This window comes from Pseudoalteromonas sp. NH0006-26 (genome assembly GCF_057552415.1).
This window is the reverse complement of sequence record NZ_BAAJMJ010000001.1, coordinates 455,339-468,284: the sequence shown is the minus strand read 5'-3', so window position 1 is coordinate 468,284 and position 12,946 is coordinate 455,339. Positions and strand designations below refer to the sequence as shown.

The 12,946-nt window shown below is 40.6% G+C and carries 11 protein-coding genes; 6 read left to right on the top strand and 5 right to left on the bottom strand.

What is annotated here, in order from left to right; translation table 11 throughout:
• Positions 1–65: 65 nt before the first annotated feature.
• Positions 66–1,586: an acetaldehyde dehydrogenase ExaC gene (gene exaC, locus AC27JR_RS01920; protein WP_008108901.1), complete on the bottom strand. Its 1,521-nt coding sequence runs from the start codon at positions 1,584–1,586 to the stop codon at positions 66–68.
• Positions 1,587–1,780: 194 nt separating this feature from the next.
• Here exaC and AC27JR_RS01915 point away from each other — a divergent pair, with 194 nt between their 5' ends.
• Positions 1,781–2,674, top strand: a complete 894-nt coding sequence (locus AC27JR_RS01915; protein WP_131692207.1) for an AraC family transcriptional regulator — start codon at positions 1,781–1,783, stop codon at positions 2,672–2,674.
• Positions 2,675–2,755: 81 nt separating this feature from the next.
• Positions 2,756–3,787 carry a LacI family DNA-binding transcriptional regulator gene (locus AC27JR_RS01910; RefSeq protein WP_131692208.1) on the top strand — a complete coding sequence of 344 codons (1,032 nt, stop codon included), beginning with the start codon at positions 2,756–2,758 and terminating at the stop codon, positions 3,785–3,787.
• Positions 3,788–3,861: 74 nt separating this feature from the next.
• Here the strand turns inward: AC27JR_RS01910 and gtfA are convergent, their stop codons facing one another.
• Positions 3,862–5,334 (bottom strand): sucrose phosphorylase, encoded by a 1,473-nt coding sequence (gene gtfA, locus AC27JR_RS01905; RefSeq protein ID WP_076918723.1) that lies wholly within the window; start codon positions 5,332–5,334, stop codon positions 3,862–3,864.
• 172 nt (positions 5,335–5,506) lie between these two features.
• Here gtfA and AC27JR_RS01900 point away from each other — a divergent pair, with 172 nt between their 5' ends.
• The 3 genes from AC27JR_RS01900 to AC27JR_RS01890 all read left to right on the top strand — a co-directional run bounded on the left by AC27JR_RS01900 (position 5,507) and on the right by AC27JR_RS01890 (position 10,367).
• Positions 5,507–6,736 (top strand): MFS transporter, encoded by a 1,230-nt coding sequence (locus AC27JR_RS01900; RefSeq protein WP_487172599.1) that lies wholly within the window; start codon positions 5,507–5,509, stop codon positions 6,734–6,736.
• A gap of 166 nt (positions 6,737–6,902) precedes the next feature.
• Positions 6,903–9,296: a TonB-dependent receptor gene (locus AC27JR_RS01895; RefSeq protein WP_487172598.1), complete on the top strand. Its 2,394-nt coding sequence runs from the start codon at positions 6,903–6,905 to the stop codon at positions 9,294–9,296.
• Between the two features lie 120 nt (positions 9,297–9,416).
• Positions 9,417–10,367 (top strand): carbohydrate kinase family protein, encoded by a 951-nt coding sequence (locus AC27JR_RS01890; protein ID WP_487172597.1) that lies wholly within the window; start codon positions 9,417–9,419, stop codon positions 10,365–10,367.
• A gap of 42 nt (positions 10,368–10,409) precedes the next feature.
• On the opposite strand, the gene AC27JR_RS01885 is transcribed toward AC27JR_RS01890, so the two are convergent.
• The 3 genes from AC27JR_RS01885 to AC27JR_RS01875 form a co-directional block, all read right to left on the bottom strand.
• Positions 10,410–10,805 carry a SpoIIAA family protein gene (locus AC27JR_RS01885; RefSeq protein WP_487172596.1) on the bottom strand — a complete coding sequence of 132 codons (396 nt, stop codon included), beginning with the start codon at positions 10,803–10,805 and terminating at the stop codon, positions 10,410–10,412.
• A gap of 105 nt (positions 10,806–10,910) precedes the next feature.
• Positions 10,911–11,606, bottom strand: a complete 696-nt coding sequence (locus AC27JR_RS01880) for a cupin domain-containing protein (protein ID WP_487172595.1) — start codon at positions 11,604–11,606, stop codon at positions 10,911–10,913.
• A 16-nt stretch (positions 11,607–11,622) separates the two neighbouring features.
• Positions 11,623–12,249: a glutathione S-transferase family protein gene (locus AC27JR_RS01875; protein WP_008108917.1), complete on the bottom strand. Its 627-nt coding sequence runs from the start codon at positions 12,247–12,249 to the stop codon at positions 11,623–11,625.
• Positions 12,250–12,411: 162 nt separating this feature from the next.
• Here AC27JR_RS01875 and AC27JR_RS01870 point away from each other — a divergent pair, with 162 nt between their 5' ends.
• A complete protein-coding gene (locus AC27JR_RS01870; protein ID WP_008108918.1) occupies positions 12,412–12,930 on the top strand; it encodes a TetR/AcrR family transcriptional regulator in 519 nt (172 codons plus the stop codon).
• Positions 12,931–12,946 lie beyond the last annotated feature (16 nt).

Below are 12,946 nucleotides of genomic sequence, written 5' to 3'. Positions count from 1 at the left end.
AAAGCGCTGCAATAACGCAGCGCTTTCATTACTTATAGGTTGTTTGTTTAAACTAAAACGCGTTATTAAAAGAAGCCAAGGGGATCTTCGCTGTAACTTACTAATAAGTTTTTAGTTTGTTGGTAATGATCGAGCGCGAGTTTGTGCGTTTCGCGACCTATACCAGACTTTTTATAACCGCCAAACGCAGCGTGTGCTGGGTACATATGGTAACAGTTGGTCCATACACGGCCGGCTTCTATTTTGCGACCAAAGTGATAAGCGCGGTTCATATTACGGCTCCATACCCCTGCGCCTAAACCAAATTCAGAGCTGTTAGCCAATTCGAGTGCTTCGGCTTCATCTTTAAAGGTCGACATTGAAATAACGGGGCCAAAAATTTCTTCTTGGAACACGCGCATATCGTTAGTGCCTTTTAATAAAGTAGGTTGAATGTAATAGCCACCATTTAGCTCATCGCTAAGTTGCTCAACATGGCCACCACTAAGTACTTCAGCACCCTCTTGTTTGCCAATATCAATGTAACTTAAAATCTTATCAAACTGTGCTTTAGAGGCTTGCGCGCCTACCATGGTTTCGCTGTCTAGCGGGTTACCGCGTTTAATTTGCTTAGTACGTTGTAAAATACGTTCTATAAATTGCTCATAAATATCTTCTTGAATGAACAAGCGTGATGGACAAGTACATACTTCACCTTGGTTAAAGTAGGCAAGAATGGCGCCCTCAATTGCTTTATCTAGGTACGAGTCGTCTTTTTCCATAACATCGCTAAAGAAGATATTAGGTGATTTCCCGCCAAGCTCTACCGTTGAAGGAATAATGTTATCGGCTGCACATTTTAAAATATGTGAGCCCACAGGGGTTGAGCCTGTAAAGGCAATTTTAGCTATACGCGTATTGGTTGCCAGTGCTTCGCCAGCTTCTTTACCAAAGCCATTTACTACGTTTAGCACGCCGCCGGGCAGTAAATCACCAATAATTTCCATTAACACTAATATTGATGCGGGTGTTTGCTCAGCAGGTTTAAGTACCACACAGTTACCTGCTGCAAGTGCAGGCGCTAGTTTCCATGCAGCCATTAAAATTGGAAAGTTCCACGGAATGATTTGCCCTACAACCCCTAATGGCTCATGAAAATGATACGCCACCGTGGTTTCGTCTATCTCACCAATGCTGCCCTCTTGAGCACGCAAGCAACCGGCAAAGTAACGAAAGTGATCCGCAGCAAGTGGAATATCCGCCGCGAGGGTTTCGCGAATTGCTTTACCGTTATCCCATGTTTCGGCCACTGCGAGTAGCTCTAGGTTTTGTTCAATGCGATCGGCAATTTTTAATAAAATATTGCTACGCTCGGTAACTGAGGTGGTGCCCCACTGCGTTTTTACGGCATGCGCTTTATCAAGTGCTAAATTAATATCGTCTTTATCAGAGCGAGGAATTTTACAAAACACTTTGCCATTTACAGGGCTAATATTCTCAAAGTATTGGCCATTAACGGGTTCAACCCATTCGCCGCCAATATAGTTACCATACTGCTGTTTAAATGTGATGAGTGCATCTGCTGAGCCTGGATTTGCGTAAATCATATGTGTGTTCTCTTGTTGTTGTTAGCTAAAAGTCTAAGCCGAAATATCAGCAACTTGTTAGAGTAATGTAGCAAGTTGCTTTATATTTAATCGGTATTGATTGACATTAGACTATTAAGCGCTTAAAAACTTGATTAGCAGTCCAAAAAAATTGCCTGTGAGTCCAAACGATTTAATCATTAAAAAGGCTGATTATGTATTCGTCGCAGTTAAATAAAAAACGCCAACAACTTGATGTGCTTATTGAAAACAAAGTGAGCTTTGCTGCCGATAACTCCGAACTGAGTATTTACGATACTTATAAAAGCGCGCAAAAAGTGGCGCTGCATTCAAACGAATTACTGTTTTGTGCCATGCTCAGTGGCAAAAAAATTATGCATGTTGAGAGTAGTCAGTATCATAAAGCGTTTTTGCCCCACGAATCGTTTGTGTTAGCGCCTGAGCAAGGGGTGCTGATTGATTTTCCACAGGCAACTATCAACTCACCTACCACCTGTTTAGCGATTGAAATTAGCACAGATAAAATAACCAATGTGGCTAATGCACTTAATATGCAGCAAAACTTTGCTAGTGATACCTTGTTTGAATACAGCCCTAATTTAGTGCACACCCAACATAATACGCAAACACAGCAGTTATTAGAGCGCATGGTACATTTATTTAGTGAGCAAGGCGCTGAGCGGCACTACTTAATTGATTTATCGTTAAACGAGTTGGTCACCCGTTTACTGCAACAACAAAGCCGTGATTTATTACTGGCAAACTGCGATAAACTGCGCCTAAAAAGTAACGTGAGTGATGCACTGCATTATATCGAAGAGCATTTAAATGACTCACTCGACATAGACACCTTGTGCAAAATAACCTGTATGAGCCGTAGTAAGTTTTACCAGCAATTTAAACTTGCTTTTGGTACGAGCCCTGCGCTTTGGCAGCAACAGCTTAGGCTTAAAAAAGCCCGTACGCTTTTATTAGAAGGCCAAGCTATAAGTAAAGTGTGCTATGACCTTGGTTTTAATAGCGCCAGCCATTTTAGCCGCTTGTTTAAGCAAACCTTTGGTATTGCCCCTAAAGCGTGTCGACATTAACGCAACACAACAGTTTTTGTTATATTAAACAGCCTAATATGTTAATTTACTAATTCCCTGCTAAGTAGTTAAGAGTCGCCGATGAGTAAACCCACCCGCTGGACATTAAAGAGTATTGCCAAAGAATTAGGTGTGTCTAATGCTACGGTATCAAATGCGTTTAATCGCCCAGATCAACTCTCTGCTAAACGCCGCGAAGCCATACTTAAAGCTTGTAAAGAGCTCGGTTATTATGGCCCTAATAAAGCAGCGCAATCTTTGCGAAGTGGCACATTTAATATTGTTGCTTTAGTGCTGCCAGATAGCGTGGAATATATGGTATCAGACCCTGTCGCGAGTAGCTTTATGCGTGGTGTAACCTCAGTGCTTGAAAAAAATAACATTAATGTTTTATTGTTTTCAGGCAATAGCGACAACCTTAATAATGTTGTTGATTTTGTTGATGGCTTTATTTGTTATGGACGCCCGCGCAATAAAGCACTAGTAGAGCAACTAAAAACGGTACAAAAACATGTGGTCACTGTGGATTTTGATATTGCCCGCAACGCCTCAATTAATATAAACAACGAACAAGCCAGTTACGAAATAGCCAAACATGTTCTGCACAGTAAAACTGATAATGTGGCAATATTAGGCTTGAGATTACTCGATGAAAATGTATTGTGCCGAGTATACGAACATCATGAGTTTGAAACGGGTCAATCTATTTCTCACCAACGCTTACGGGGTTATCAGCGTGCGTTAAATGAAGCGAATGTAACGGTAGCCGACGACCGCATTTGGAATATTCCTGAAAGTAGCGAACGCTTTGCCAGCATAGCCGCAAAAGAAGTATTAAACGCCTCTCCACGTCCTGATGTGATTATATGTATGAGTGATTTAATAGCACTCGCCACCATGCGAGAAGCCATAGAACAAGACATAAAAATACCAGAACAATTACGTATTGTTGGATTTGATGGCATAGAAGAAGCCGCCCGTTTTGTGCCTCGCCTTACAACGATTCATCAAAATAGCCAAGAAAAGGGCGTTATAGCCGCAAACTTATTTATTTCTAAAGAAGAAAAACAACACGAAGTAGGTTATACACTAAATATTGGTGCAAGTAGCTGAGCGCTGTTAGTAACGCAGATAAAAAAGCCAAGCTTAAATTGCTTGGCTTTTTGCTTTTCAACAAATAAAGCTATTTAAACTAATAAGCTTTGTAAGTTTAAAGTGTCTTCTTGAGCGCCATTAACCTGCGTAATAAGTGCAGTACGGCTAGCAAAGTCAACGCTTAGAGAAATTGATTGTTGCTCAAGCTTCCACATTAAACAACATACACTCCCGCCACCTTGAGCAGTAAATTCACCAGCAAATGCAGGATGCTCATTACGTATATTAATTAACGCTATTAACCCTTTTACAACCGGCTTATTTAGCGCTTCATCTATTTTAGCGGCATCTAAATAAGGGCGATTAATATCACGACCAACGTTCGTGCTCGCCAAAAGCTCCATATCATTTTTGCAAGCAAATAAACCACCGTAATACACTTGTGGTACACCCGGTGCAAAAAATTGAATGGCGCGAGATAACAAGTAATCAAAATCATTTGCGCCCAGTGCATCGTAATACGTACAATTAACTTGATATAGGTCGACGTTACTTGCAGCAGCACCTGTTGCTTTACGGCTCTGGTTATTGCTATTGGCATGCATGGTTTCTACTAGGTTATCTATTTGAGATGCGTTTAACAGCCCTGGCTTATCGCCCATTGGACCCGCATCAATAATGCCAATGCCATCATGGGTGTCTAGTACAGTTAAACAGTTACGCGGTGAAATTTGTAACCATTTAAGCAGTGCGTCTACGTCATTATTAAATAAGCTATGTAAAATAAGCGGAGGCAGGGCAAAGTCGTACACCATGTTTACGCGCTTAGCTACGGCAACTTGAGTTTGATAATGGCTATGAATTTCAGCAATGGTCTCCATGCCTAAATCATTTGCCTGCTTTGAGAGTTTATCTAAATACGCAAAGGTTTCATCCAGCATAAAACAGTTTGTACCTGCTTGCTTAATGGCGTAACCCGCTGCATCTAAACGAATAATGTTTACGTTGTTAGCAGAAAATTTAGTAAGTACGTTATTTAAATAAGCAATACCAGCTTCTACTTTTACGTTTATATCAATTTGATTGTCGGTAAAGGTAGTCCAAAAATCATACGTTTGACCATCACCGCATTTCATTGGTGTAAAACAGCTTCCAGGACGCGGACGGTAAATGGCTTGTTGTTCTTGGTCGCTCATGCCATTAGGGAATACATCTTCTTTAGTTAAAAATAAATCCCAAAATTCAGACCCTTTGCCTTTGGCAAGCACATCTTGAAATTGAAACGATTGCGCCGATACATGGTTTACTATTAAGTCGGCCATTAAATCATGATCTTTTCCAAGTGCTTGAATATCTGACCAAGTTCCTATTCGGGCATCAACTTCACTATGATCAATTGGGTCAAAACCTGCATCGCTACCATCTATTGGGTTATAAAATGGTAATAAGTGTACTCCTGCAAAAACGTCTTTAAGTGGACCCTTTAGAAGTGCTGTTAATGCGTTTATATCTTTACCGGTGATTCGATCAGCGTATGTGATCAATTGAACTTTATTCTTCATCATGTGTGATTACCAAGTTGAAACTTAATCGATTAAGATATATCTTTAACTAGCAAGTAAGAATTTACAAGTAATTTTTAAATATTTTACATACAAATATCGTGGCTCGATTAATACTACAATAAGTTACTGACAACTTAATGTGTGTTACCAAGCATTTAACGAGGAAAAGCAAATGACAAAATCACACACACACGTAAGCAGCGATCCGTTGCAACAAATTCGTTGGCTCACATACATGATGTTTTTTATGTTTGCCATGACCTCTGACGCCGTTGGCATGATTATTCCCGAACTCATAAGCGATTTTGGTTTAAGCATGACCCAAGCCAGTGCGTTTCATTATGCGCCTATGGCCATGATTGCAATAAGTGGATTATTTCTAGGCTTTTTAGCCGATAGCCTTGGCCGTAAAAAAACGATTATGCTTGGATTATTAATATTCTCTGCAAGTTGTTTTTTGTTTGCGATTAGTAGCAGCTTTATATTTTTTGTTTTTTTACTGTGCTGTATTGGCCTTGCCATTGGTTTATTTAAAACCGGTGCACTGGCGCTTTTAGGCGATATTTCTAATAGCAACGAAGAACACACCAAAACCATGAATAAAGTAGAAGGCTTTTTTGGCATTGGTGCTATTGTTGGCCCTGCTTTAGTTGGCGTGCTGCTGGTTCAAAATGTAAGTTGGACTTACCTTTATATTATTGCTGGCATTATGTGTTTAATTTTGGCATTGCTTGCTTGGCGTGCCGATTACCCTGCGGTGGTAAAAAGTACAGGCAAACCAGCCTCACTAAAAACGACAATGAGAATGGTTAAAAACCCTTATGCACTAGGTTTTTCACTTGCAATTGCTTTATATGTTGCCACCGAAGTCGCTATATACGTGTGGATGCCTACCCTACTAAAAGATTACACCGGCTCATGGCCGCTGCTGGCCACTTACGCACTAACAATCTTTTTTGTGTTGCGTGCTGCAGGGCGTTTTATTGCGGTATGGTTACTTAATAGGTTTAGCTGGCAAGGGGTCATGGCTTACTTAAGCTTTGGCATTGCGCTGTGTTACGTTGGCACTCTTTATGGCGGCGTTGACTGGGCAGTAGCTTTATTACCTCTTTCAGGTTTATTTATGTCGATGGTCTACCCTACTTTAAATTCTAAAGGAATATCGTGTTTTCCTGTTCATCAACACGGCGCAGTAGCCGGTGTTATATTATTTTTTACTGCACTGTCAGCCGCTTTAGCACCTTTATTTATGGGTATGATCAGTGATTACTTTGGACACGTGCGCTACGGGTTTTATTTAGCCACGGGTTTTGCAGTCATATTATTTTTGGCTATGTTATTTAATTACTTCCGTGACCCATCAGCAACTGCATTAGAGCAAAGTAACTTAGTCGCTGAGTAAATAAACAACTTTAATGCTATAAAAACATTTTAAAAATCAATGTCTGAATAAAAAAACAGCAAATAATTAACAAAATAATTTGCTTATTGTAAAAACTTTGTTATTTTTACTTAATCGATTAAGTAAAAATAACAACTTTCCTTCGGGTTTAAAACGAGGCGTTCACATGACAACACACAACACACCTTTATATTTGATCAGTGCTTTAGCGCTCGCCGTTAGCCAAGGCGTTAATGCACAACAACAAGAGCAAAATACACAAGCGCAAGCCAACAAAGGACTAGAAACAATTGTTGTTACCGGTGTACCCCGCCGCACAACGATAATGGCGTCAAGTTCTTCTGTGAGCAGTGTGTCGCTTGAGCAAGTTGAGGTGTCTACGCCTCGCTCTACCGCTGAGGCATTTAGAATTATTCCCGGGGTTCGTTCAGAATCAACCGGCGGTGAAGGTAACGCCAACATTGCAGTACGTGGTTTACCGGTTGCCTCTGGTGGTGCTAAATTTTTACAGCTCCAAGAGGATGGCTTGCCTGTTTTACAATATGGCGACATTGCATTTGGTAATGCTGATATTTTTATGCGCTTAGATAATACAGTGCAAACCATTGAATCTATTCGCGGTGGTTCAGCCTCTACCGCAGCCAGTAATGCACCGGGTGGCATAATTAATTTCATTTCAAAAAATGGCGAAAACGAATCGGGCAGCGTATCAACTACACTTGGTCTAGATTACGATACTATTCGAACTGACTTTGAATATGGCACATATTTAAATGACACTGTACGCTTTCATGTTGGTGGTTTTGTGCGTCAAGGTGAAGGCCCGCGCGAAACAGGCTATACCTCAAATAAAGGTGGGCAAATTAAAGCCAATCTAACCAAAGATTTTGAAAATGGTTACGTGCGCCTTTATTACAAACATTTAGATGATAAAAGTGTGGGTTACTTACCTATGCCAATGTATGCAAATGGTGACTCAATCCCTGGGTTTGACGCACAATCAGATACCCCACATTCGGCATTATTTACTAAAACAGTGCGCTTAAACGGCGAAAATCAAATAAGCAATGGCGATATTCGCGATGGTATGAATCCGCAAGTTGACTCAATTGGTTTTGAGGCTGTATTTGATTTAGACAACGATTGGCGTATTGAAAACCGTTTTCGTAAATCATCTGTAAGCGGTAATTTTAATTCATTGATCCCCGCTGAAGTTGGCAATGCATCAGCTATAGCGCAAAGTATTGGTGGTGTGGGTGCAACGCTTAGTAATGCGACCACAGGTGCTGCATTTAACGATGATTTAGCCATGCGCATTCACACGTTTGATGTAACCATGAACGACTTTGACTTAATTGTTAATGACTTCAAACTGACTAAATCGCTAAGCGATGATACTAGCGTTACTTTTGGCTATTATGCGTCAACCCAAAATATTGCCATGTCGTGGTTATGGAATTCCTACCTAATGGAGCTTAAAGGTGATAACGCTGCGCTATTAAATGTAACAGCAGCCGATGGGACTGAATTCTCTGAAAATGGCTTATACGCTTATGGCACGCCTTTTTGGGGTAACTGTTGTCAACGTGATTACGACACAGAATATGACACTCGTGCACCCTATGTTGCATTTTCAACTAAAGTGGGTGACGTAAGTATTGATGCTAGTGCTCGTTATGACAGCGGTGAAGCGCGTGGTAACTATGCAGGCGCGGTTACCTCAACCGTTGATATGAATCGCGACGGTGTGATTTCTGTTCCTGAACAAAATGTTGCAGGTATTGATCTTGCTAATGCCAACCCTGTTAATTACGACTGGGATTATGCATCCTATTCAATTGGTGCCAATTACCAAATTGACTCAAGCCTTGCAACGTTTGCTCGATTGAGTAAAGGCGGTCGCGCTAATGCTGACCGACTTTTATTTGGTAAAGTTCGCGCTAATGGCTCAGTAGCCGATGAAGATGCTGTTGATGAAGTAAACCAGTATGAGTTTGGTATTAAAAAGCGCTTTGATTCACTGTCAGTTTTTGCCACGGCATTTTATGCACAAACTGAAGAGCAAAACTTTGAAGCGACATCACAAACCTTTTTCGACCGCGAATATGAAGCAAAAGGGATTGAGGTTGAATCAACCTACTTTATTGATGCATGGGATTTTCGTGGTAATTTAACGTGGACAGACGCTGAAATTGCAAAAGATGCACTTACCCCTGAAGTGGTTGGTAATACGCCTCGTCGCCAAGCTGATTTAATTTACTCATTAATGGCACGTTACACTTATGAAAAAGGCTCTGCAGGCCTTAGCTTTATTGGTACTACTGATGCCTATGCTCAAGATAATAACGATCTTAAATTTGATGGTTACACTCAAGTAAATGGCTTTGTAAGCTACGATTTATCAGAAAACCTTAATATTGCACTAAACGTAAATAACCTATTCGATACAGTAGGTATTACTGAAGCAGAAGAAGGCTCAATACCTGATAACAACATCATACGCGCACGTGCTATTAATGGCCGTACAACGTCATTGACGTTTAAATACGCGTTTAACTAACCATTTTTAGTGTAACAATTGCTGAAGCTTTGTTTGTTCAGCGATTGTTACACTAATTAGTTTTAATAATTCTCCCTCGAATTGTGACCTAGCCATGCTAGGTTTTTTAGGATTTACACTATGACCAAATTACTTAGCCTTGGTGAGCTGCTTATTGATATGCTGCCTCAAGACTCTCAAAACAGTGCTTATTTACCCATTGCAGGAGGTGCTCCAGCTAATGTGGCAGTAGGTTACGCAAAACTCGGCGGCAATGCTGCGTTTTGTGGCGGTATGGGAGATGACTATTTTGCTAAACAATTAACTAATGCGCTTGAGCAATATAACGTAGGTACTGAGTATTTATTTACCATAGAAGGCGCGCAAACGGCTATGGTTATTGTCAGCTTAGATGAAAGCGGCGAACGCAGCTTTAACTTTTATCGTCATCAAACAGCCGATTTACTGTTAACGAGTGAGCATTTAAATCGTATTAATTGGGATGAATTGAGTACCCTACACTTTTGTTCAAACACCCTTACTAATTCGGCAATTGCACAAACCACTGAGTACGCTTTAAAGCTGGCTAAAAACAACCACAAACTCGTCAGCTTTGATGTGAATTTACGCTACAGCTTATGGCAAAGTAGCAATGAGATTGAGCAAAGCGTTCAGGCGTGTTTCGCATATTGCGATATTGTTAAGCTCTCACGTGATGAGTTAAACTTTTTAGCAACGCAACGCCAACAATCAGCTGATATCTACTTAAAATCCCTGCTTGATTTAGGCGTCACGCTGGTGTTTTTAACCGATGGTCCAGCACCAGCGACTGCTTACCATAACGCTTTTACCCTCAGTGAAGCAGCTCCAACAATTACCGCTGTAGATACCACCAGCGCCGGTGATGCTTTTATTGCTGGCGTACTGTACTACTTAAACCACAGCGATAATGCAGTGCCACTTACTGATAAGCTAAATGATGAGTCAATAGTAAAAAAAGCGCTTCACTTTGGTCTTCGCTGTGGCTCAAAAGCATGTTTAGCTAAAGGCGCTTTTCCTGCGCTACCCACGCAGCAAACACTGTCAAAATAAACTAAGGTACTTACAAAAAAGGCCTCTGTTGGCCTTTTTTTACTAAGCGTCTAAATTACTGGTTTTTAGCCATTCTAAAGCGGTAGTGGCATTTTCAAAGTATTGTATTTCACCCGACATAAACCAACTGCCTAACTTAGCTATGGTTGATTGCCACTCTTTATTGCCGTAAATCGCTATTTTTTTAAACTCTTTGTTATGTTTTAAGCCAAGTTTTAAATCATCCCATGCAGCTCTAAGTTCCCAGCCATCAAGCTCAGTACCATCTATGAGTACATTAACAATAGGATGTTTAACTTCGCCAAGCGCAGAGTCAATCATCGGCGTGATCACCTCATAATCTTTGTGAGTGAGTGTACCTATAGCTTTTAAGGTTAAAAAAAACTCGCTGCCTGAGCGCTCAATACCAATCGATAAACCATGTGTTAAATTAACCATAACTCAACCCTTGAATGAAAATAGCCTTAATTATAGACAACAGTTAAAAATCATCACATGAAGCAGATCAAAAAACAGCCAGTTAATGCTGACTTATCCTTTGAGCTATTTATGTTTCTTTAATCGATTAACTTGGTTTTCTACATCATTTAAATAGCCGGTCTTTATCCATACTCTTGCGCCATTGTTACCCGCTGTGGCGTTAATTTCACTATTAACAGGCACTCTAAGCCAACTGTGTTTTTCAAGTGTGTCGTTATGCTCTTGTAAAGTGCCATCCAAAACCAACAACTCAGCGCCACCACTTACCGTGAGCGTTAAAGATTGATTAGCTTTAAACTGCACAATACTCACTGTTTCATATACATCTTGATATAACAAAATGGCATTTAGGTCATTAAATTCGGGATTTTTCTGCCCTTGCATATGCTGTGTGAGAATACGAACGTGCTGGCGATCTTCTGGCTGAAACTGCCACAGTTTTACAAATATAATGCAACCGTCTTTTGAGCCTGGGGTATGTTTTGATTGCGGAGGATTACGAATATAGGCACCTTCTGGGAAATCGCCATGCTCATCTTGAAATACCCCATCGAGCACTAAAAACTCCTCGCCCCCAGTATGAGTATGTGGGCTAAAGTGGCTGTTTGGCGCATAGCGTACAATACTAGTGGCACGAGCAACTTCGTCGCCCACTCTGTCAAGTGGACGTCTATCAACACCCGGCATGGGCGAAGCTATCCATTCAAGTGACTTGCTATGTACTACGACACGTTGACTAAAGTCGGCAGCAATTTTCATAGTTGGCTCCAAATTATTAATTTTTAGCAGCAATACTTGGACGCTGAGCGACCTTTTGTTGCCATGCAATTAAGTGCGTGAGTTCAGTAGGAATAGCAATTTGTGCAAAGCCTGCAAACACAAGTCCTGCGTATAAGGTAATATCTGCAACACTAAATTGTTCACCTGCCACATAAGTTGAATTTGCTAATACGCTATTAAAATAAACCAAGCCTTGCTGTGCTTTTTCAGCTTGCTTTTCACCCCATGCAACATTTTGATAGGTTTCAAGTTCAGGTCCTAATCCATCAGTAGCATGATGAAAGTAAGTGGCAATTGCATCAAGTACCATCGACTCAGCACGTTTTTGCATCATATTAATTACCGCGCGTTCTTTTGCCTCAACACCAGTTAATGAAGGGCCTGCAAAAGCGGTATCAATGTATTGTGTAATTGCAGTGCACTCGGCAATAAAAGTACCATCATCAAGCTCTAGTACAGGTACACCTGCCAACGGATTCTTTGCCAAGAAAGCCTCACTGCGGTGCTCCCCATTTAATAAATCAACAGCAACAAACTCTACTTTATCAGTCGCATTTTTTTCAGCAAGTGCAATACGAACCCGTAATGGGTTAGGGAAATTTTCTACGTCATAAATTTTCATAATTATCTCTTATATTTTAAGTTAATATAAGCAAATCAAGCCTACCTACTGATAGGTAATTTATAGCAAGCGCTTAGTGTTTGCAAACTAAAAATAAAAGAGCTTGAAAATAACTACCTACTGGTTGATAATTTTTTCAGATAACAGCAAGGAAATATCAAAATGAGTAAAAAAGCAGCCCTGCTACAAGCCGCAGAAAATAAAGTGCGACTGGGTGGATATAGCAACTTTAGCTTTAGAGAACTTGCTACTGAAATAGGTATAAAAAGTGCCAGTGTACATTATCACTTTCCAACCAAAGCTGATTTAGGTGCAGAGCTTGCGCATCAATACACCAACGCTTTTATGTTGGTACTTGGCGATCCTGACGCCCTAAAAGCCAATGGTAAAAATCCTATTGATATTTATACTCAGTTATTTAGAAATGCACTCGTGATAGACAAAAAAATGTGCTTATGTGGCTTGCTCGGCGCAGAAAGCGACAGTCTCCCTGATAAAGTGCGGGTTGAAGTTCAGCGGTTTTTTAATAAAAATCTAGCGTGGTTAACCCAAGCACACGCTGCGAATGGTGAAGAAAACCCTGCTCGCGCGGCAATACAAACAGTGAGCTTATTAGAGGGTGCGATGATTATTAGTAAAACCCTAGATGATATTAGCTACTTCGAACAAGCCACTTTTTAAATGCTTATATAAAAAA